The 21,577-nt window shown below is 47.2% G+C and carries 17 protein-coding genes; 5 read left to right on the forward strand and 12 right to left on the reverse strand.

Annotated features, from left to right (window positions below; all coding sequences use genetic code 11):
* Positions 1 to 16: 16 nt before the first annotated feature.
* The 3 genes from EL268_RS25915 to EL268_RS25925 form a co-directional block, all read right to left on the reverse strand.
* Positions 17 to 1,960 (reverse strand): TOMM precursor leader peptide-binding protein, encoded by a 1,944-nt coding sequence (locus tag EL268_RS25915; RefSeq protein WP_106654098.1) that lies wholly within the window; start codon positions 1,958 to 1,960, stop codon positions 17 to 19.
* On the reverse strand, positions 1,960 to 3,876 hold the full coding sequence (locus tag EL268_RS25920) for a putative thiazole-containing bacteriocin maturation protein (protein ID WP_106654097.1): 1,917 nt from the start codon (positions 3,874 to 3,876) through the stop codon (positions 1,960 to 1,962). Before EL268_RS25920 ends, EL268_RS25915 begins: the two co-directional genes overlap by 1 nt.
* Before the next feature lie 171 nt (positions 3,877 to 4,047).
* Positions 4,048 to 4,302: a hypothetical protein gene (locus EL268_RS25925; protein ID WP_164724529.1), complete on the reverse strand. Its 255-nt coding sequence runs from the start codon at positions 4,300 to 4,302 to the stop codon at positions 4,048 to 4,050.
* 266 nt (positions 4,303 to 4,568) lie between these two features.
* On the opposite strand from EL268_RS25925, the gene EL268_RS25930 reads away from it, so the two are divergent.
* Positions 4,569 to 5,276, forward strand: coding sequence for a matrixin family metalloprotease (locus tag EL268_RS25930; RefSeq protein WP_106654096.1), 708 nt, complete (start codon positions 4,569 to 4,571; stop codon positions 5,274 to 5,276).
* 79 nt (positions 5,277 to 5,355) lie between these two features.
* Here the strand turns inward: EL268_RS25930 and EL268_RS25935 are convergent, their stop codons facing one another.
* The gene (locus tag EL268_RS25935) at positions 5,356 to 6,783 is read right to left on the reverse strand and encodes an aminotransferase-like domain-containing protein (RefSeq protein WP_106654280.1); all 1,428 of its coding nucleotides are present in this window, start codon (positions 6,781 to 6,783) and stop codon (positions 5,356 to 5,358) included.
* Between the two features lie 111 nt (positions 6,784 to 6,894).
* Between EL268_RS25935 and EL268_RS25940 the strand changes: the two genes are divergently transcribed.
* On the forward strand, positions 6,895 to 7,818 hold the full coding sequence (locus EL268_RS25940; protein ID WP_106654095.1) for a DMT family transporter: 924 nt from the start codon (positions 6,895 to 6,897) through the stop codon (positions 7,816 to 7,818).
* A gap of 64 nt (positions 7,819 to 7,882) precedes the next feature.
* On the opposite strand, the gene EL268_RS25945 is transcribed toward EL268_RS25940, so the two are convergent.
* The 5 genes from EL268_RS25945 to EL268_RS25965 all read right to left on the reverse strand — a co-directional run bounded on the left by EL268_RS25945 (position 7,883) and on the right by EL268_RS25965 (position 13,868).
* Positions 7,883 to 8,875, reverse strand: a complete 993-nt coding sequence (locus EL268_RS25945; RefSeq protein WP_047073421.1) for a hypothetical protein — start codon at positions 8,873 to 8,875, stop codon at positions 7,883 to 7,885.
* On the reverse strand, positions 8,856 to 9,428 hold the full coding sequence (locus tag EL268_RS25950; protein WP_106654094.1) for an RNA polymerase sigma factor: 573 nt from the start codon (positions 9,426 to 9,428) through the stop codon (positions 8,856 to 8,858). The genes EL268_RS25945 and EL268_RS25950 overlap by 20 nt, the downstream gene beginning before the upstream one ends.
* Positions 9,429 to 9,660: 232 nt before the next feature.
* A complete protein-coding gene (locus EL268_RS25955) occupies positions 9,661 to 9,987 on the reverse strand; it encodes a DUF1904 family protein (protein WP_047073417.1) in 327 nt (108 codons plus the stop codon).
* A 67-nt stretch (positions 9,988 to 10,054) separates the two neighbouring features.
* Positions 10,055 to 12,112 (reverse strand): ABC transporter ATP-binding protein, encoded by a 2,058-nt coding sequence (locus tag EL268_RS25960; protein WP_106654093.1) that lies wholly within the window; start codon positions 12,110 to 12,112, stop codon positions 10,055 to 10,057.
* 4 nt (positions 12,113 to 12,116) lie between these two features.
* A complete protein-coding gene (locus EL268_RS25965; protein ID WP_106654092.1) occupies positions 12,117 to 13,868 on the reverse strand; it encodes an ABC transporter ATP-binding protein in 1,752 nt (583 codons plus the stop codon).
* A gap of 426 nt (positions 13,869 to 14,294) precedes the next feature.
* Between EL268_RS25965 and EL268_RS25970 the strand changes: the two genes are divergently transcribed.
* A complete protein-coding gene (locus EL268_RS25970) occupies positions 14,295 to 14,720 on the forward strand; it encodes a CHRD domain-containing protein (protein ID WP_106654091.1) in 426 nt (141 codons plus the stop codon).
* 123 nt (positions 14,721 to 14,843) lie between these two features.
* On the forward strand, positions 14,844 to 16,202 hold the full coding sequence (locus tag EL268_RS25975) for a TrkH family potassium uptake protein (protein WP_106654090.1): 1,359 nt from the start codon (positions 14,844 to 14,846) through the stop codon (positions 16,200 to 16,202).
* A gap of 21 nt (positions 16,203 to 16,223) precedes the next feature.
* Here the strand turns inward: EL268_RS25975 and EL268_RS25980 are convergent, their stop codons facing one another.
* From EL268_RS25980 to EL268_RS25990, 3 genes are all read right to left on the reverse strand, one after another.
* Positions 16,224 to 16,523 (reverse strand): hypothetical protein, encoded by a 300-nt coding sequence (locus tag EL268_RS25980; protein WP_232030074.1) that lies wholly within the window; start codon positions 16,521 to 16,523, stop codon positions 16,224 to 16,226.
* 129 nt (positions 16,524 to 16,652) lie between these two features.
* Positions 16,653 to 18,065, reverse strand: a complete 1,413-nt coding sequence (locus tag EL268_RS25985; protein WP_106654089.1) for a YfcC family protein — start codon at positions 18,063 to 18,065, stop codon at positions 16,653 to 16,655.
* 30 nt (positions 18,066 to 18,095) lie between these two features.
* Complete coding sequence (locus EL268_RS25990) at positions 18,096 to 19,229, reverse strand: M20 peptidase aminoacylase family protein (protein WP_106654088.1); 1,134 nt, start codon at positions 19,227 to 19,229, stop codon at positions 18,096 to 18,098.
* Positions 19,230 to 19,449: 220 nt separating this feature from the next.
* Between EL268_RS25990 and EL268_RS25995 the strand changes: the two genes are divergently transcribed.
* Entirely contained in the window at positions 19,450 to 21,549 is a 2,100-nt protein-coding gene (locus EL268_RS25995) for a sigma-54 interaction domain-containing protein (RefSeq protein WP_106654087.1), read from the forward strand.
* Positions 21,550 to 21,577 lie beyond the last annotated feature (28 nt).

Consider the following 21,577-nt stretch of genomic DNA (forward strand, 5'->3'; position numbering starts at 1 on the left):
CCTCCTACTTCAAGACCTATGGAAATGGATGCGGATGCGGATTCAGTTGTTCATATGTCAGGGGATGTTTGGTATAGCCAAGCTGCATGGGTACGTTCAAGACACGATCCAGTCCTGTTACGCGGGTTAAGTGATAGCCAAACGTCATCGGCAGCATCCCAGGGATCAGAACTTTCACGCTGTACAGTTCATTCCTGATCATTTCTGGTGTCGTCTGGTTAACCACTATCACTTCGAGGTTTAATTGCTTAAAAATCTGCAGAATGCCTTTCAAATCATCCGTCAGGTCATGATGACCTGCCTGCAGCTTAAACTCCTCGTCAAATGTTCGCATGGGCCGATCATCATGAAGCAAAAAGTGCAGTCGCTCTTCCGCTTCAGGCAGACTGTACAGCATACCATGGTCTTCCATGCTTTGCACCCGGAAGGGATCGTGCAGCATTTGCAGAAACTCTTCCCGATGCGTTTCATATTTTTCATCCAGTGTTAACAGCATGTCGGCCAGTTCATGCACCGCAGTTTTTACAGCTCGCAACGGATCCGGATGAGACCCGGCGGCACAGACGAGATTGACTCCCTTCTGTTTCCTGTTTTTCGTAATGGCCCAAACACTTGGTATCCCATTCTCCATTGTCGCGTTATACAAATACAAATCGTAACCTGCCACTGCTTTTATTCGCTCTATCATCAAGAGCAATTCTTTGTCTTTCGCAGATTCAGGATCAAGACGCGGTAAAGGCAGTTGTGCGTACCATGTCAAAAGAAATGCGTCTCGTTCCACCACTTCCAATATACCGTAGAAAATAGCCTCCTCTAGACACCTGCCTAACGCGCAACCATTGGAGTTTTCATAGACGAAGTCATCTTTCAGGTCGTAGTAGGCAATCGATTCTGGTACCAAGATTGGCTTCTCCTTAAAAAATGAATAACCCCATACCCAATTCATCGGCCGTTTTGGATCAAATCTTTGGAAGGGATAACCAGGACTTGCATACTGTTCCTCCGAATGCAGCCCGATCTTCAGCGGGTTGAGCGCGTGGTCTTTCACCTTCTCATAACTGTCGCAGATGACCGTTCTTTTGCCTCGTGGATGCAGACCTGCGTATCGCTCCAATGCCTCCAGGATGGCTGTCAGTTCACTCTGCTCATAAGAAAGAGTTCGCCCGGCTGCTCCTTCATTAGACGTTATCATCGGCAGATTCACGCTCATGACAGCAAATGGGGTCAGGTGGTCTTTTGTTTTTTGGTTGATCATGCCAGTTCGAAAATCGAGATACTCCTGAATGAGGACTTCCTTAAAAACATCTAGCGAACAGATTCGATAACTGTTGGGATTTGCCTTTGGTCTTGGTTGAAGAGTAATACGTGCGGCCTCAGGTGTATCCTCAGGCAATTCCCCACATACCTCACATATTGGATTTGGCAAAAAGAAGTGCTCTGAGGTCGCCAGAGTTTGCAAGTTTACCAAATGGATTCTTGTTCTTTGTTCTGTATATGGGCGACTGCCCTGTAACACTCTTTGCGCTTCCGCTGTGATCATGTTCGCTAATTGGTACATTCCCGTATTTGATGCCCATGCATCACGCTGTCGTTTCTTTTGATTTTTTAGCTGGAGTTGAATTTCTCTCAGATCTCTCCGGTTTTTGCGGGTCATCAGTCTTCGGAAGTCGGCACACTGCGGACATCCTTGCATACGTGGTCCCACGAGTGGTCCTACTACGCCCTCTCCAAATGAAACAAAGCCCCTTAACCAAGGAATGCCAGCCTTCTTGAACACCTCTTCAGCCTGCAGATGAATGGAAGGATGCCAGAAATCATGCAGTACTAAAGCCAATTCCACCTCTTTGGGTATATCAGCCTTACAATCAGGCTGCTGCACGACACTGTATTGACTGGACAGGTTTCGATATACGAAATCCGCTAACAATCCCTCTCCGACAATCATCAGGACTGTGCTCATCAGGATTCATCCTTTCGCAACAGCACACCAAATACTCCTGCCAATTCCTCTTTAAAGACTTGCTCCAATTCCAATTCACAAACGAACAGCTCTTTATTGTTTCGTCGCAAAGAGGACAAGGCGGCTTGCAACATTTCGGAGTGTGCTGCCTCTTCAACTGTGGGGATGACTAAACTGTGTGGAAGCTTTTCTTTTACTACAATGGAGGACGGATTAATCCCATATGTCGTTGTTTGGCTAAGAGATGGGTTATGGTTTACCCATAACGCCTGCTGCAATGCGGTGCGCAATCCCATAGTCAGATGTAAGCATACGCTGTAATACCAGCGATCATTTGTGCCTATCCAGACTACCGGGAAGCCTGATATTTCCTCCCCCAGGCATACCGTCGGTGGGCCGTTCATGATTGTCAGAGCCTGTAAGTAAAAAAGAGAATGTTTATCTTCTATTGAGTTCAGCTCAACTGGATAAACAGCCGTTTGGTGGTTTTCGAGCTGTTTACGCAGCTCTGCTGTCAAACTCTTTTGCAATCCTCGGGTAACGGCTTCCGGAACTGTCTCACCCGCGCCTATCCCAATAAATTCCTCAGTTCCAAATAGCGGTTTAGCCATTCTCGATGCATACGCTTCAATTCCCGCCAATCCTGCTTCACGCCTAGCTCCATCATGCGTCAAAGCTGAACAAACGATGTCTGCAAGTAACTCTACCGGACCTTCGGATATGGGATCAACTACTACCACTCGGCATTGCGCCAATGGGAGTTGTTCCAAATCCCCCTCGTCCCAAGTATGAAAAATTCCTGTTTGCTCCGATGTTAACGAACCAAAGAATGCTGGCAAATCATATGAGCCATTTTGAGGAAGACGTTGTTCAAAAAGTAGATTCGTGTCCTTCACCCATTTCACACGTGCACCACCAGTCACCAGAGGGTGAGGGGTAAACGGATGCCACTCTCCTTCCATCGTCTCCAAATTCATGAGAAAGATTTTATTTTCCTGCCCAGATGTCCCTGTAATGGTCTTCAGCAATTCAAACACAACGATGTTTGCTAACATGGCAGCGGAAATGGGGGAATAAGCACTGAAACAAGAGCCGTTCTTGAATGAAGATCGGTGGATTCGGCGCCTGGCCGATTCAAAACATCCATCTGCATCTGGACGTAAAACTGGCCCCGCAATTCCCACTTGGTCGTGGTAAATAGCTGGAATAAAGATTTTGTTTTGTTCCTTGCAAATCGAATAAAGCACCCGCAATTCCTCAAGGTCGCCTTCTTGTTGTACATATAAGACAACTTGAAAAGTCTGCACAGCCTTCTGCCAACCATCCCGATCATTTTTTTGCAGGTAAATTTCCTCCAGCTTTACCTCGGAGTCCTCTTTTCGAGCATGTGCTGCCAATTCCCACAAACGTTCCCGATTGGTCTCCATGGAATGGGTAGTGGCTATGTATATGGCAGGCAATCCTGATTCCAACAATGCTGCAACCAAAGCAGAAAGTAGGGGACCAGAGCCAACGGCCAGCACTTTGGTTTGACGGTACAACTGAAAACGATAAGCAGCGGAATCAGTGAAGCTGTTCAAAAATTCTATCTGAGGAGCGTATTTCTCCATAATTTCCTTAGATAACTGGTGTGAAAGCTGACTGCTCCAATCGTGGACAAAGCCGTTTTGGTACAGCATGTCTGCAATCTGATATATGTGATTTCTACGCTGTTCAGACAGCCCAGTTGTCAATTCTCCCAATGTATGTTCCCCGTTAAACAAGGGCATCAGTTTTTCAATCCACTTGTCAATTCCCTTCCCTTCCATCTGAAATGATCCTAGATTGTTTTGAAAATACACACGGCCGTCTGGATCTGGAACGTAATACGTATCCCCTTTTACTTTTAGTCGCATGGATGGGTTGACAGACGTCATTTTATGCCTCCTCCCGTGCCCTGATTTCGGAAATATGTCTTTCACAACTATTTTGATCTTATGCTCTGCAATTTGTCCTTCTTGTCAAAAAATGATGGGGAAGAAAAAAAGCCATAACCCACGATAATCATGGATTATGGCCCTTCTATCAGCATTTCTATATCTTACCCTTTAGACGCCTATCGCAACATCAGTCCCAACATCTGGATCTGCATCTATCATAACATCTGCATCTGTCATAACATCTGCATCTGTCATAACATCTACATCTGTCATAACATCTGCATCTGTCTCTACAACCGCATCTGTCTCTGCAACCGCATCTGTCTCTACAACCGCATCTGTCTCTACAACCGCATCTATCTCCACATCGATATTGGTATAAATCCCCAGAATCACTACTATTATAAAACATGCTGCTTGCATCGATCCTGCTTACTTCCATACTTTCAAAATCTCTCCTGAAATCACTGCTCACTTGTTTTCCTCCCTTTTTCATGTCCTAGGACATGACTTAATAACCCTAACTCTCCCAACGTATGATCAACAAAACCTACTACGAGGGGAGTTAGAGTACTTCAATTCGTCTTGCTGCAAGATATTCTCGACACAACTTGTTCGTCACTTCATTTCCTCAATTTGGGTATTTGCCAAGCGCACAAAAAAGTCCAGGAAGAAAAGAGTGATCAACAATGTCTAACTCTCTAACGAGGAGAAAAACCGCACATTTCTCATTAAATGTTATTGTACAGAAAGGTGCATTTGAGGATATGGAAATAGCCAAGTCTACGGTGAAACAAAACGTTGTCTATGCGCAACGTTATTTTGATAGGAACGCTGAAGTGAATGGTTTTCCATGGATGAATCTCGTGTTCCATGAAGAAAATGATATCTTCGAAAATGACAGGCTTCAGCATAGCTTCAACTCATCCCACGACTTGCGGGATTTTTTTATTGAAGCCGCTCGTGCAGGAGGTTGGAGAAAAACAAAACAACGACTACCTTGTATTAACATCTACTACCTTACTTCAATCCCTCCTGATGGTATATCTGCTGGCGTTCATATACCCGGTGCTGCAACATTCTGCAATCAACGGGCAATCGAAAAACTATCTTTGCTGCTGCGGAAATGGAAGAGGGCCAGCCCTTCAGAACACCTTGCCTTGTACGGTATTATTAAGCATCGCCCTTCCGTTTTTCTTAATGCAAATGCTATTGCGCCATCTACATTGGCCCATGAGATTGGTCACATCTTGGGGTTAGGCCACAGTTCAGAACCGAGTAACCTTATGTACCCCATAGCTAATCAACGAATTCGATGTGAACTAACCTATGAACAGAGCATTTGTTTGAGAGATGGAATATGGAAGTACAGCCACGGGTATTTTCCGTTCCTATGACAATCACAAAGCAAGAAAAAAGCCCACCCGTTATACGAGTGGGCTACAGGCTGTCGACCATCATGTCAGCAGCCTTTCTTCATTCCTTTATATCCAACTGGCGAACCGTACTAACGAGCCTTTGCAAACCATCCCGCAGCTGTTGTTCATTCAAATAAGAATAACTGAGGCGTATCCAAGAGCTCAGCTCTCGCAGCGGGTCACAGATCGCACCGGGAACAAACGTAATGGATTGCTCTATGCATTTGCCCAGAAGACTTTCCATTGGGACGGAATCAGGCAGCTTTACCCATAAATTAAAGCCTCCTGGTGGGCTGGACCACTCCCAGTCGGTCACTGACAGCTCATCCTCCATGATATCCCGGCGAATGGCCAATGCAATCCGCAACTTTGCCAAATGCTGCTGCATTCGTTCGGAGAAGAAATAATGCAAAAAAATCTTTTGATTCAATAGGGGTGCTCCGCTGTCTGACAGTGATTTCGCTTGAATCAAATAGTTCATCATAGATGGACGACATGCCACAGTGGCAATACTGAGCCCCGGCGCGATGTACTTGCTAAAGCTGCGCAAATAAATGACGTACCCCTCCGTATCGTAAGAAAAAAACGGCAGTGGAGGCTCATCGCCAAAGTACATATCGCGGCACGGATCATCCTCTACGATCAGACACTGATATTTCGCAGCCAGCTCTACCAGTCTCTTCCGTTGTTCGGCGGGAACGGTATAGCCCGTTGGATTATGAAAGGTCGGATTGAGATAAAACAGACGCGGTTTTTCTTTTTGCAGCAACCGTTCAACCTGCTCCAAATCATAACCATGCGGATGAATCTCAACCGGAATTATTTTGGCGCCCTGTCTTCTGAATACATCGATGGCAGGACTGTAAGTGGGTCTCTCCAGCAACACGACATCACGCGGCTTTACGAGGACTCTGGCAACCAAATCAATCGCTTCCTGCGAACCGGATGTGATCATCAGCTCATCGGGTGACAGGTGGAAATGATAACGGCTGATATAATAGCTGCACAGTGCTTCCCGCAGCTCCTGATCTCCTTGTGTGGTGGAATAGGTACCTAGCACTTTTGGATACAGATCAAACACTTTCTTCACGTACTCGGAAAAGTAGTGATTTGGCAATAAATTCGGCTCGATCAATGCTTTGGAAAATTGATAGGTCGCCTGCACCTGATGAATTTCAGAAAGGTGACTCTTGTGCACATAGGCAGAAACGATTGGATCATCCATCGACTCTACTGGCAGCAGGCTGCTCGGTTGTACATAATACCCCGACTTATCCTTCACATACACATGGCGGTTTTGTTTTAATAATTGAAATGCTTTAAAAACCGTCAGGCGATGCACATTCAATTCCAACGCCAACGTTCGAACAGAAGGAAGCTTCTCGTGTACCCTCCACTCTTCGCGTCTGATCCGGTCCAGAAGATATTCATACACTTGCTCGAACAGCTTATCAGAATGACTATTTGAAAGAGCCTCCCTTTTTATGCAAGCTCCCCCCTTTCCCCCATGATAAATCACTGACCTTCACATCTGTTCTATTCCATATTATCTGTTCTATTCCCTTCCCTTTATGATGAGGAAAAGGGAGGAATCATAATGGTACTGCTTAATTATGTGATCATGTGCTTGATATTCGGAACGACTTTTCTGGCAATCAAAGTCGGGATTGATGCGGGGGCGCCGCCGTTTTTCTCAGGAGGACTTCGGTTCTTTCTGGCAGGTGTCATTTTGTTTTCGTTTATGCTCTGGAAAAAACAGGCGCGACTATCGCTGCTGCTTCATAAAGAAATGTTCCTTACTGGTATCGGTTTGACATTTGGGACATTTGCCACCTTGTATTGGGCGGAGCAGCATATAAGCTCAGGAATCGCCGCGATTTTATCGGCAACAGCACCGCTTATGGTCATGCTGCTTCAAACAGGCATTTCTCGGCAAAAGCTCCCCGGTATTGCGTGGGCGGGTTGCTTGGTTGCCTTTGTTGGTGTCTTTTTGCTGATTTTACCCGGTGTGACCATCTCATTCAGTCTGCTTTGGCTTACAGGGTGCATGGCAGTCATATTCGGGCAAATCTTTTATTCTGCTGGTACCGTTTACTCCCGTAGCGTCATCCAACGGTTTCAAGATACTTCACCCATCGCTTTGAATGCAGCACAGATGATGTATGGAGGAGCCATGCTGCTTGTATTATCTCTGTTCACCGAGCAAGTGCATGTCGAATCGATGCTCACGGCAAATGCGATCCTCTCGCTCCTGTACTTGATCGTCGTGGGTTCCATGATGGGGCACACCATATTCTATTGGCTCGTTGCCAAAACCAATCCTGTGTTTCCCTCCACGTGGCTCTATATCTCTCCGTTGATTGCCTTAAGCTTGGGCGTCATCCTGTACAATGAGCCGCTTTATCTCCTGTCGTTCGTAGGGGGAATCACGATTATTGTCGGGATTATCCTGATTAACATGGATGGCTTGAAGCAGTTGATGGGTAAAAAGGTGAGCAAGTTGAGTGACATAAGCAATTAGAGATAGAAAAGGAGTACCACAAGCCAAACTGGCGCTTTGTGGTACTCCTCTATTTGGATTATGGTTATTTCGTTTCGTTGATTTGCTCTGCGATTTTAATCAGCTCGTCTTTGGATGCCACTTCCTCTGAAGCATCGACCATATATTGCAACTTGGTACCGTTTTTCACCCATGAGATCCATTGAGAGGCACTGCCATCCTTAAAGGTATGTTTGGCAAGCACTGCCTCATTCTTACCTACCATGACTTTTTCAATATTCTGGGCGTTTGTACCCATACCATTGCTATCGTCCTCGAGTAGTCTTACTTCTACCCCTACATTTCCTTTCTGAGACTTATAGTAGACACTTGCGCTGTCAAATTTGTTGCTTGCAGGTATTTCCTTTACGATGTATTTTTTGTTGTGTTTGATTGCTTCAGCCTTCATCGCTTCTACATCGTACTTGTCGCTATCCTCATAGTTTATCACTCCATAATCAAAGGGGTACCCTCCCTCGAGCTCGGCTGGTAACGTAAACATCTCCCCAACAAGAGGCTCCATTTCCTTCCACCCTTTGTATTCAACCGGTTTCGTAACAACATCAACATTCGGATGTTTGCCCTTAACAAACTTCATGTCCTTGTATCTTTCTTCCTCTTCTTTTGTGGGCACCCAGTAAATAGCGGCAGTGGTTCCCGGCTTCAAGCCATTCATAATATCTGTAACGATTTTACTCCTCTGCTGGCTTTCTTTTTTTAACGCATCTAGTTTAGCTCTTTCCTCAGGAGAAAGGCGCTCCAGCATTTTTTGTTGTTGCTGATCTGTATGTTGGGAAACTTCATAGATCACTTCGCCCTTCTCATTTTTCAACTGGATCATTTCTACTCCCGCCCATACGGAAGACGCTCCGACGAGCATACCTACAGTGACTAGCAAGCCAATTTTCTTTTTCACGACTTTTTCCTCCTTGTTTTCCTTGGCACGAATTGCTGCCATGACTTTATGTTTGACATCGACTTTCGGGACTGGCTTCGCTCTCAGCATGTCTTGCATGCGATTAAACGGATTTTTGTCCATTAGCGGCCACCCCTTCCATCGTTGGCAAATAACGTTTGCACTTTTTCAAAACGCGTTCAAATTGCTTGCGCAGAGCCGCAGGCTTTTTGTCCATCAGCTCCGATATTTCCTCGTACTCTCTTTCCTCTAGCACACGCAAGAAAATGAGTGTTCGTTCTTCGGCAGACAGCCGCTTCCAAATTTGTTCTAGCGGCTCCCCGAAATAATTGCTGTCGATGCTCTCCTCGACATAATTGCGTCCATCCTGATCACGGTTGTACAAAAAGGGCAATACGCGGCTTAATTTCCTGCGCTTTAGCACATTCGCACAATGGTTGTAAGCGATCCGGTACAGCCATGCAGAAAATGACAGTGAGTACGTATACTGGTCAAGATGCTCGTAGGCACGAAACAGGACTTCCTGGACAGCGTCTTCCGCATCTTGGCGATGACCGAGCATGTGATAGCAGTATGTAAAGATCGGTTGTTGATAGTGATCGATAATAAGTTCGTATTGCTCAAGAGAACCTGCTTTTATCTCAATCAGCAGGCGCTCTATCTCTGTTTTTTCCACTGTTTGCCCTCCTCTCACTATGAATAACAACTGGCATCTTTTGTTTGTGACACCTATTTTAGAAATTTTTGGCTATACAAATAAAAAGGGTGTTCCACCCGTTTCGTACGAAAAACCTCGTACTTACGAAAGGAACACCCTTATTCCATGCTTGCATTCATTTGTTTGTTCGTACTCTTGTCGAATGTCTTGATTCTTTCCCGGGAAATCGACAGCACCTGTCGGCTTCGCTTTAGAAATGCTCTCCGTTGGCATAATAGCTTTCTTTTTGATAAGCGACAAATGCCATCTCTACTTCTGGAATGCCAAGAGATAGGACATGCTTTGTTACAATCTGGGCAAACTGGTCACGAACTTCTTGCCCACGCTCGAACCACGCTACTTCGATAAAAGGAAACGACTCCACGATTTTCCCGCCAAAAACGCCTGTCGTCTGTAAGCATTCGATCGTGAAATTGTCCGTGCCGCATTGGCATAGTGCAGCAAGCTCCACTGCAAGCGGTTCGCTAATCGTTGCCATTTGTTCGGCTTGAATGCCTCGAACGATAAGATGTGGCATGATGATCCCTCCTGAAAAGTCCATATGCTCTATCTTACCGTTCAGCAGGCAAAAAGAGTAGAAAAAACTAGGTCAGAGCTGGGGCGTTTCCGTGCTTTCCTACTGCCTCTTGCACCCGCGCTTCTTTGTTCCCTTGCTGCAATTGATACATCTGATAGTACCTGCCTTGCTTCTCCATCAAGTCCTCATGCTTTCCTCGCTCTACAATTCTGCCTCGATCCAGTACGAGAATTTGATCTGCATTTTTGATCGTAGACAGGCGATGAGCAATGATGAAGGTCGTTCTCCCTTTTTTCAACACCTCAAGTGCATTTTGAATAATGCCCTCTGTTTCCGTGTCGATGCTGGCAGTCGCTTCATCCAGAATGAGGATAGCCGGATCAAACGCGAGAGCACGCGCAAACGAAATTAACTGACGCTGTCCGAGTGAAAGCGTGCTGCCCTTCTCGATAACGGGTTCATCGAATCCTTTCGGAAGACTGCGGAACAGTTGATCTGCCCCTACATCACACAAGGCTTTCTCTACTTTTTCCTGCGAAATCGACGGATCATCCAGACTGACATTGGAACGAATCGTTCCTGTAAACAAAAACGGGTCCTGCAAAACAATAGCCATATGCTGACGAAGCTGCTGTTTGGAAAACTCCTGCACATTGCGCCCATCAATCATAATCGCTCCACTGTTTACATCATAGAAACGGAGTAACAGATTGATAATCGAGCTTTTTCCCGAGCCTGTGTGACCAACCAGTGCCACTGTCTCTCCAGGCCAAGCTTCAAATGAAATGTTTTTCAGCACGTATTGGTCGTCTTTGTAGGCAAAAGAAACATCATCAAAGCGGACATTCCCCTGATAGCAAGGAACCTTTGCAGGATCAACGTCAACGCCCTCTTCATCCAGCAGCTCAAACACACGTGACGCTGCAACGAGCGATTGCTCCAGGTTCGCCAATTGGTTGACGATCTGCGTCATCGGCTGGAATAAGCGATTGAGATAATCGACGAATGCGTAGAGGACACCAAGCGAGAGCAGTGTACCTATCCCGAGGGAGGCACCGCCGAAATACCAGATGAACAACACAAACGCGATATTGCGGATGAACTGAACCAGGTTAAACGAAGCGGTCGCATTGAGCCGCAGCATTTTATTTTGATAGGTGAAAAGCTCTTCGTTCAGTTCGCCGAATTCCCGCATCGTCTCCTTTTCTCTGCGAAATGCCTGAATGATCGGCATCCCTTGGATCGACTCGTTAATCATCCCGTTGATGTCGCTAATGCGTGCCCGAATCACATGGTTGAATGCAGAAGCGTACTTGCGGTACAAGTAAATCCACACAACCATGATAGGCAAAATGACCAGACAAACGAGCGCGAGTCGTACATCAAGCAAGAACAGCGCCACGAAAATACCGATTAAATAAATCCCGCTCGTAATGAAGTTGCCGAGTACATTCGTAAACAGCTCACGGATTGCCTCGGTATCGTTTGTGACACGAGCAACCACCTTCCCGGCAGGGAGATGATCGAAATATTGAATGGGCAATCGTTGAATATGCGCGAACACATCAATACGCAGTCTCTCGATGACCTGATTCGCTGATTTTTGCCATAAGAACTTTTGTCCATAGTGGAAAAGCGAAGCAACTACCAATAATCCGAAATAAAGAGCAGCCAGCGTGAACAAGCCCCTTGTCTCTGGCCGGAAAAATTCGAATATCTCCTGATTGCTTAATCGTGTTGCCTGATACTCCGCTCTTTCCGAACCTTTTACAATAACGAGCTTCCCATCCTCTATCGAACGCTGTCCATCAAACGAAATCGCCTGGTTCAGGAAATAATAGTCGCTTCCTATCTGGAGAACACGAACTTCCCCGCCTCTACTCTCCCCTGCTGCCAGATGATCCTGTCTCGTGTAATACTTCCCTTTATATTGTACGGAACCCTCACGCTGTGCAGTCTCATACCAAGGGAATTCAATGCCAAGTATGTGCGTATTGATCATTTCTTTCGCCAAAAACGGTCCCGTCAGCTCTGCCCCAACTGATATGGAGAGCATCAGGATCGCCAGAAGAATCGTCTTTTTAAAAATGGCTGCATAGTGGACTAGCCTTTTCCCCGTCGTCATTCATTCACCCGCTTTCTGTCAGCGTCGCTTCAATCTGCTGTTTCTCGAATTGTTCTTTATACCATCCGCCCAGCTCCAATAGCTGAGCATGTGTACCTTCCTCGACGATTCGTCCTTCGTCTATGACGAGAATCCAATCTGCATGCTGGACGGCCGATAAGCGATGTGTGGTGATCAGTGTTGTTTTGCCTGCACGCTCCCGGCGAATATTCGCGATCATCTCCGCTTCGGTTTTGCCATCCACCGCTGACATGGCATCATCGAGAATCAAGATTTCCGGATTGACCAAAAGAGCTCGGGCAATCGATACCCGCTGTTTTTGTCCGCCTGAAAGGGCTACGCCTTTTTCACCAACGAGTGTTTGCAAGCCTTCGGGCAATAGCTGCACATCCCGAGCAAATGCTGCCTGCTTCAACACTTCCTGTAATTGTTCTTCTGTTGCCTCGTTGTTCCCGAACAAGATGTTTTCGCGGACTGTCTTCGAGAACAGAATCTGCTCCTGCGGTACATAGCCGATCCAGCTCTTGATGTTATCCAGACTGATCTGTTCTAACGCCTCTCCCGAAACACTGATGGCTCCCCGTCCTACCGGATATTCGCGAAGCAGCTGCCGCACCAGCGTGGATTTCCCGCTTCCCGTACGCCCGACGATTCCTAGCGTCTGACCCCGGCCAAGAGTAAAGGAGACATCCACTAGTTGGTCAACCTGCGCAGATGGATAGCGGAATGTCACGGAATCAAACCGAATGACTTCTGGTACTGCCACATGTACCGGTCTGTCGTGATCCGTCACATCGGCTTCATAAGCCAAGGTTTCATTGACCCGATCCAGCGAGGCACTTCCTCTTTGCATCACATTGATCAATTCACCAATCGCAAACATCGGCCAAATGAGCATCCCGAGATAGACGTTGAACGAGACCAGCTCTCCCAAGGTCAGTTCTCTTTGGAACACGAGGTATCCACCGTAGATCAAGCCGATCATATAACTGATTCCAACCAATATTTTGACGGTCGGCTCAATCAACGAATCGATTCTCGCCACATCGATATTTTTTTGATACACTTCATGTGTTTTTTGGCGAAAGCGTTCCTGATCCGCCATCTCCTGTACGTAAGCTCGAATCACGCGAACCCCAGAGACGGATTCCAGCACACGGTCATTCAGCTCGCCGAACGAGGTTTGTGCGGTTGAAAATCGCTCGTGAATTTTTTTCCCATACTGCTTGATGATATAGGCCATAAACGGCAATGGAAGGATCGCCGCCAAAGTCAGCTTCCAACTGATCAGAAAGCCCATCGTCAGGACAATTGCCCCTGTAAAGGATAACGAATCCACCATCGTCAAAATCCCGAAGCCTGTCGTCATCGAGACAGCCTTGAGGTCATTTGTCGCCCGCGCCATCAGATCACCGGTGCGATTGCGCTGATAAAACGTTGGCGTCATCCGCAAAAAATGCGTCATGAGCTTCGACCGTAACGTCCGCTCCGCCAGAAACGCTCCCCCAAACAGCTGGCGAATCCAGATAAAATTGACCCAATAAATAGCGACAGACAATACACCGAAAAACAGCAAAATGGATACCAGCCGCTCGCCAGTCAGCGTCCCCAGGTGAATCTCATCAATAGCCACCCCGATGATTTTTGGAGGGATAATCTCCAGTAAGCCGCCCAGAATCAATAGCAGAATAGCGACCGTATAACGTTTCCAATGCTCCTTGAAAAACCAATCAAGCTTTGCCAAAACCGAGAACATCCGTGTTTCTCCCCTCTCTTTAGCTGGGTGGGTGACCTTATAAAGAGGCCAAAAAAAGACATATCGCCCGTAAGCAACATGCCTTTTCCTTAACAAAAATAGAAAAAGCGCAAGTTACGAAAAATGTAACCTACGCCATGTTAACGAGATCAAAAAAACGATACTACGCTCGTATCAATGGTGGGGTTACGTCATGTATGCCGTTGTATGAATGACCCATGCGTACAATTCTTTTCATGACTAGCCCACCTTTCCATTAATATTTTGAATTTCCAATAAATACATTCTGAACTTTACCATTCTTGCGGATACATTGTCAACTAATCTTTTCGCTAGCCCTTTTTGTACATGCTCAATCCGCGTTGGACAAACGTACAAGCCATGTATGAGCAATAAAAATATTGTAGAAAGTAGGAGGTGATTACTATGACATTGAGGTTTCGAGCTTTTTTGCGAGGCTCTGAAGAGGTTCCGCCAGTCCGAACAAATGCAACAGGTACTACTAGCTTTCGATTAAGTCAGAATAAACAACGACTCGATTTTCGATTGGTCGTAAACAATTTGCGGAATTTCACGGAAGCTCATATTCATGTTGGGGCCAGAGGAGTAAATGGACCTGTTGTTGTATTCTTGTTTGGTCCTGTAACGCGTGGTATCAGTGTGAATCGGGGTGTTGTGACTGGTTCCATTACTCAAGCTGATCTGGTTGGTCCTTTGCAAGGCAGACCCCTGTCAGAATTGATTCGGCTCATGAAGAACGGGCAAACGTATGTAAACGTGCACACAACGCAAAATCCGGATGGAGAGATTCGCGGTCAAATCAGACGTGCCCTCCGTCGCAATAAGAAGTAGATGAACGAACACCCCTTGTCTTTGGTGCTACACGCAGGCAAGGGGTGTTTTCTTAGTGTTTTTGCTTGCGAACTTTTTTTGGTATGATTATCCTCATGAAGCTCATTCAGGAGGCCATTTATTTTGTTATCATCCAATCAAAAGCGTCGATTGACATCTGTTCAAATCATCGTGTTCGCCTACGTTGGGCTCATCCTGATCTCAGCGTTTCTTCTGTCATTGCCGTTTTTTCACTTGCCGGGAGTCTCTCTTTCTTTTATTGACTCTTTGTTTACCGCGGCGAGTGCCATCAGCGTTACCGGGCTTACTGTCATTACCATTCATGAGGTTTTCAACCAGTGGGGAATCTTGTTTCTTACGTTGCTCTTCCAGGTTGGCGGGGTCGGAATCATGACACTCGGAACGTTCATCTGGATCCTCATGGGTCAAAAAATCGGACTGGAACAGCGCATCTGGATCGCGACGGACCACAACCGGTCCACTTTGTCCGGTCTGGTCGACCTGATGCGCAATATTCTCGTGATTGCGCTCATGATTGAGCTGGTGGGAACCATCCTGTTAGGCAGTCATTTTATTTACGCCGGCTACTACGATGACTGGTACACCGCGTTCTACCACGGTTACTTTGCCTCTGTCAGTGCTTTTACCAATGCCGGGTTTGACCTGCACGGAAATTCCATGCTCGACTTTACCCACGATTACGTATTTCAGACCATCGTGATGATCTTGATTATTTGTGGGGCGATCGGGTTTCCCGTACTCGTGGAGCTGAGAACGTATTTTTCCTATCGCCGTGCAAAAGTGCGTTTCACCTTTTCACTTTTCACCAAGATTACGACACTGACGTTCTTTTCCTTGATCGTCATTGGAGCCCTGCTCATTTTCGTTTTTGAACGGAATCAGTTTTTGGCCGATAAGACCTGGCATGAAATGCTGTTCTATTCGTTGTTCCACTCCGTCTCTTCGCGAAGCGGCGGCTTGGCTACGATGGATATCAGCCTCTTGTCGACCACAACACTCATCATGCTCTCCGGGATGATGTTCATTGGCGCCTCCCCGAGCAGCGTGGGCGGGGGGATACGGACCACGACGTTCTTCGTCCTGATTGCCTCGGTTTTTGCCAACATGCGTGGCTACAAGGAAGTAAAGGTGTTCGGGAGAGAGCTGGTTGATGAGGACATTCAGCGCTCCTTCATCGTCTTTTTCATCGCGATTATCCTGGTGTTCACGTCGGTCATGCTGCTCGTCTGGCTGGAGGATTTACCTTTCCAACACGTCTTGTTCGAGGTCTGCTCTGCTTTTGGTACGACCGGATTGTCTACCGGGATTACGGCTCAGATGGGCATAGGCGGCAAGCTCATCCTGATTATTACGATGATGATCGGACGTATCGGGATTATCAATTTGCTCCTTTTCTTGAAGCGCAATGACCGAATCGTACGCTACCATTATCCGAAAGAACGCATCATCATTGGTCAATAAAGGAAAGGAAATCCCCCACAGCTATGTAGCGGTTGGGGGATTTTTTTCGAGAATCAAAAAGCTGGCAGAGGACAGGTCTGGATATTTCTGCTCAACGGTTCGTGTAATGGTGAAATCACTGTACTTTTTCAAGTAACGCAAGATGTCGCGATCTTTGATCATGTCGACGACCTGGGGTTCTGTCCCATCCGTTACCTTCGTGTAGAGAATGACATGCTTTTTAGCACAAGAGAAGATGTCAACCAATGTTTTTTCAAAGTCTTCCTCATCATCCTCCCAGTATTTCCGGTAATCAAAAGCGACTTGATTTTCCGTACTCATGGTGAGCTTCCCCACTTTCTGCCTGCGAAAATGATGTGTCGCTGCACAGTTTATGCGCGTGAAGGATTTTGATGAAAAAAGCTCCGCCAAGTCATGTTGGCGAAGCCTTTCTTATTATCGAATGTTGGATTAATACGGGCCCCAGTTAATCAAGACCCCGATCACGATAAACACAATGGAGAGAGCTGTCCATACCGCTGTGAGCGGAAGCATGAACTTCAGCCACTTGCCGTAGGAGATGCCACTCATCGCCAAAATACTCATCAGAACACCTGAGGTCGGGTTAATGCAGTTGACCACACCTTCTCCGAGCATCAGCGCCTCTACTGCTACCTGACGAGTAATGCCCATCAGGTCAGCCAATGGTGCCAACAACGGCATCAGCATAACAGCTTCACCTGAACCGGACGAAATCAAGAAATGCAGCCCGGCGCTTCCCAGGAACATCCCAATCGCGCCTGCCATCGGTGAGAGCGGCTCCAGAATGGTAGCAAGCCCGTACACGATAGTATCGAGGAACTTCCCATCTTCCAAAATGACCGTGACCGCACGTGCCATACCCACAATCAAAGCCCCATAAATCAGCCCCTGACAGCCTTTTAAAAACGTTTTGGCGATATCGTTGCCGCTCATCTTGTTGAGCAAGCCTACTCCGATCGCAATGAAAATAAAGATTCCGGACATCTCGTTAACGTCCCATTTGAACAAGATCGTGCAGACGATAAAACCAATCAGAACGATTCCCGTAAACGCCAAGATCAATTTGTGACGAGTAGTAAAATCAACATTTTTCGTGTCTACTTCCATCGTGGTTGAACCACTATCAGAAGGAAAGAGCTCGTCCCCCAAGATACTCTTGTTTTGACGAACCTTGCGCGCGTAACGCCCGATGTACAAAATGGTGACGATCACAAACGTAACATAAATGATGGTGCGGTAGCCGATACCTGAAAACAGTGGCAGCTCCGCAATTTCTTGGGACAAGCCCAGCGTTCCCGGAAAAGCAATGGTCGTATTGAATCCAGCATACACACCCAGATAAATCAGAGCCACGCCGAAGATCGCATCCATTTTCATCGCTCTCGCTATCATGATGCCCAGCGGAACGAAAGCAATGACGGAGTTGACGATGACACCCAACGTACCCAGTACAGAAAAAACGGAAGTGATCAAAATAACCAGCAGCCACTCTCTATTTCCTAATTTTCGGACCATGGTTAGAATCGCTGCGTTGAGTGCACCTGTCTTATCCAAAACAGCCAAAGCACCGCCTGTGAACAGAACGAGGAAGATGATCGGCGCGCCTTTGACCATCCCTGTCTGGATCGCGGTAAAAAACTCGATAAAGCCCGTAGGATTCGGCTCCACCGCATGGTAGCTACCCGGGACAACCGTCGTCACATTGCCGTTTTTTACACGGTCAAATTCTCCTGTGGGGACCACATAGGTAGCCAGCGCACATAGAAGTAAGATGCAAAACAAAAGGACGTAGGCGTCTAACCGAAATAAGCTTTTCTTTTTTAGTTGCTTGCTCTCTGTCATAAGGTAACCCCCTGCGTATGTAGCGGTTCTCTAAGAATGTTGGGCTGCTTCATAAATCGCAGCTGTCATGATTTTTGCCCCATAAATCAAGGCATCTGTCTGAAAAGTCATCTGTGGATGATGCAAAACAGGTGTGAGCCCACATCCCAAACCAATCATCGTGGTAGCCAGCTCAGGGCGGTGAATCGCGTAAAAATGGAAGTCCTCTCCGCCTGGTGTCACACATATATCGGCAATTTTGTCCTCACCCAACACTTGCCCAATTGCCTTTTTGGCTACTTGGATCATGTTCGCATTGGCGACCGCTGCCGGCGTGACTCCCGACCATTCCCACTCCACATCCATGCCCGTCAAAGCCCCTGTCTGACTCATGGCATGCTCGGTTTTTCTCCGCAATTCTGCCATGCCTTCATTGGACTGTGCACGTACATCGAGGCTAAAGGTCGCTCGATCAGGGATAACGTTTACCGTTTCTCCCCCTGCTTGCAATTGAGTCATCTTCACGGAAAAAGAGCATCCGTCTTGCAGGCGAATGTTTTGCAACGCAAAAACCAAAAACGAAGCGGCTTCGATAACATTTTTTCCGAGCGCCGGACGTGCTCCGTGTGCTTGCAGACCTGTAATCGTCCCTCTGATGGAGCTAGACGATCCATGCAAAATCGCTGGAGCAGCACTACCATACGGGACTTCCATTTCCGGGCGCAGATGGACGCCGATCAGCTTTGTCACGCCTTCGAGGGCACCATCCTTCATCATCTGCAAGGCTCCGCCCATCTTCTCTTCAGCAGGCTGGAATAGAAAGCGCATCGTTTTCGGCGGCACCGCTCCGCTTGCTTGAATAGCAAGGGCGCTGTAGAGAGCCAGTGTCGAGTGAGCATCGTGTCCGCATGAATGATTCGGTCTCACCACGCCATCCACTTCCTGTACGAGTGCATCCATATCCGCACGCAAAGCCACGATTTCAGCACTCTCTCCAGGAATCTCAGCATAAAAGCCGTGGTGCCCCTCGAAGCGTGTGACGGCAATACCAGCCGCCTCCAAGCGTTCCTGCAAATATTTCGCCGTTTTCTCCTCGTGCCAGCTCGGCTCCGCCAATTGATGCAAATCTTTGTATGTTTGCACTATTCCGTCGCGATGCTCGTCCATGTATACGAACGGATTCATCCGATTCATCATCCTCCCTGATGTCTATCTCTAGTATCTCGTTTTGCTCTACCGGATGTATAGCAAGAATTGTGCCAATACTGTATTGTTATAAAAGTTAAGCATTTCTGAACAATTATAGATTTTTTAGGTTATAATATAGGTTGTTTTTTGTTGATAATCCCTCCAATATTTCCACCCAAATCAAAAAGCTATTCGGCAGATATAAAGGAGTCGCATCATGATAAAACAGAACCCATGCATCTTATTGATGACCCGGCTGGAGACGATCAGCCTGCTGTTTGCAAACACGCTCACGTCTTTTTTCGGCGACCGCTTGGACATCATTCGAAACCACATGCAAGAACGGCTTCACCCGAGTGTGTACGATGAAGTTGATCTCATCCTCGTTTCGGACACGAGTCTCTTGCACGATCAGCCAGTACCTCCGTCAGACATCCCCGTGCTGCTAGCAAGGCGCACGATTGACATTAACAAACTGGATCAACTCATGGACTTGCCGCCAGGAACACGCTGTCTATTTGTTTCCAACTCCATCGAAATGGTAGAAGGCGCGATTGAGCTCTTGTTTCATCTCGGATTCTCTCATCTTGCATTTGTGCCGTACGTACCTGATACCGAGACTCCGCTTCCTGAAAAAGATCAAATAGATGTCGCAGTCTGTCATGGGCTCAGGGAGCTGATTCCTGCTCATTTTGAAAACGTCATTGAGTTGGGGCACCGCCCTTTGGATTTGACGACGATCTTTGATATTTCGCGCCTGCTTGATCTGTCTCCGGATAAGGCAAACCTGTACACGGCTGATTTCATCAGTGATTTCGTCCATATCGGGCGCAAGCTGACCAACTCGGTACACAATGAACGGAAGCTGAATGAAAAGCTGAGCTCCATTTTAAATGCCGTTCATGAAGGCATCATTGGCACAGATGCCACAGGGCATATCACTGTGCTGAACAAAGAAGCCGAGAAAATTTTGCAAATGACTGAAGCAACTTGTATCGGGCGAAATGTAGCGGAGGTCATTCCCGAATTTCTCATTTTGGAAGTAGTCGAGTCACACACGGAAGTAACGAAGCAAGTATTGGAATTCCGCGATTTGTACCTCTTGGTTACCAAGATTCCCACGTTCTTGGATGATCAGTTTCTTGGCGCGGTCATTACCTTTCAGGACGTGACGAAGGTACAGCAGATCGAACAGGAAATACGGACGAAAAGTGCCAATCTCGGACTGATGACCAAGTATTCGTTTGACAATATCATCGGCAAAAGCCCGTCCATTCAGACCAACAAGCGAGTGGCGACCAAGCTGGCCGAAAGCGACTTTACGATTCTCATCACAGGGGAAAACGGAACCGGGAAGGAAGTTTTCGCCCAAGCCATCCATCAACACTCGACGCGCCGTGACGGTCCGTTCGTCCCCGTCAATTTTGCAGGACTGACCGAGAGCTTGGTTGAGAGCGAATTGTTCGGATACGAGGAAGGTTCTTTTACCGGAGCACGAAAAGGCGGAAAGATGGGACTATTCGAGCTGGCTCACAACGGGACCATTTTTCTGGACGAGATTGGGGATGCCCCACTCAGCATCCAGGCGTCACTGCTTCGTGTTCTCCAGGAAAAGCAGGTCATGCGCGTAGGGGGCTATCGTGTCATTCCAGTCAATGTCCGCGTCATCGCCGCTACCAATTGCAACCTGATGGAAATGGTCAAAAAAGGGACGTTTCGCGAGGATTTGTACTACAGACTGAACGTCCTGCCGTTGCACATCCAGCCACTGCGTGATCGTCCAGAGGATATTTTGGTGCTGATCGATTATTTTTTGCAGAAAAAAAAGCAGCGTCTGTCCTTCTCACGGGAAGTGACGGAACAGCTGCTCCGTTACGATTGGCCAGGCAATATTCGCGAGCTGGAAAATTTCATTCACTATGCAGTCGTCATCGCAGAGGGGAATCAGGTGGAGCTGGCTCATTTGCCGGAGCGTTTTTTTGCGGGGCATGTCTCTACTCAGCCACTTCTCTCTCACCGAGATGATACGCTGGAAGATACAATCCGGTATTTGTCCAGGCAAGGCTCCTTGGTAGATTACGCAGCGATCCTGCAAGTGCTGTCCGATTGCTACAAGCGTCAGGAGCGTATTGGACGCAGTGCCCTGCTCGCGAGAATGGAGAGTCCTACCCCCTTGACTGAAGCCCAAATCAGGCACAAGCTGACCGTGCTGGAACGCGCTGGGTGCGTCTCGATTGGAGTTAAGAAGCAAGGAACTCAGATTACTGCGTTTGGGCAGCAGGTGTTGGCGGCTGTGTTGATTAAGGACAAGGGATAATTATGGTTGTCTTCCAACAGATGTGGAG

The organism is Brevibacillus brevis (genome assembly GCF_900637055.1).
Lineage (GTDB): Bacteria > Bacillota > Bacilli > Brevibacillales > Brevibacillaceae > Brevibacillus > Brevibacillus brevis.

Bases quoted from the DNA above. Each gene is read 5' to 3' on its own strand.
- EL268_RS25970 (WP_106654091.1), top strand. From the start codon at position 14,295: ATGACATTGAGGTTTCGAGCTTTTTTGCGAGGCTCTGAAGAGGTTCCG.
- EL268_RS25945 (WP_047073421.1), bottom strand. From the start codon at position 8,875: ATGGACAAAAATCCGTTTAATCGCATGCAAGACATGCTGAGAGCGAAG.
- EL268_RS25955 (WP_047073417.1), bottom strand. From the start codon at position 9,987: ATGCCACATCTTATCGTTCGAGGCATTCAAGCCGAACAAATGGCAACG.
- EL268_RS25965 (WP_106654092.1), bottom strand. From the start codon at position 13,868: ATGTTCTCGGTTTTGGCAAAGCTTGATTGGTTTTTCAAGGAGCATTGG.
- EL268_RS25960 (WP_106654093.1), bottom strand. From the start codon at position 12,112: ATGACGACGGGGAAAAGGCTAGTCCACTATGCAGCCATTTTTAAAAAG.
- EL268_RS25940 (WP_106654095.1), top strand. From the start codon at position 6,895: ATGGTACTGCTTAATTATGTGATCATGTGCTTGATATTCGGAACGACT.
- EL268_RS25980 (WP_232030074.1), bottom strand. From the start codon at position 16,523: ATGAGTACGGAAAATCAAGTCGCTTTTGATTACCGGAAATACTGGGAG.
- EL268_RS25925 (WP_164724529.1), bottom strand. From the start codon at position 4,302: ATGCAAGCAGCATGTTTTATAATAGTAGTGATTCTGGGGATTTATACC.
- EL268_RS25990 (WP_106654088.1), bottom strand. From the start codon at position 19,229: ATGAATCCGTTCGTATACATGGACGAGCATCGCGACGGAATAGTGCAA.
- EL268_RS25930 (WP_106654096.1), top strand. From the start codon at position 4,569: ATGTCTAACTCTCTAACGAGGAGAAAAACCGCACATTTCTCATTAAAT.
- EL268_RS25995 (WP_106654087.1), top strand. From the start codon at position 19,450: ATGATAAAACAGAACCCATGCATCTTATTGATGACCCGGCTGGAGACG.
- EL268_RS25920 (WP_106654097.1), bottom strand. From the start codon at position 3,876: ATGACGTCTGTCAACCCATCCATGCGACTAAAAGTAAAAGGGGATACG.
- EL268_RS25985 (WP_106654089.1), bottom strand. From the start codon at position 18,065: ATGACAGAGAGCAAGCAACTAAAAAAGAAAAGCTTATTTCGGTTAGAC.
- EL268_RS25915 (WP_106654098.1), bottom strand. From the start codon at position 1,960: ATGAGCACAGTCCTGATGATTGTCGGAGAGGGATTGTTAGCGGATTTC.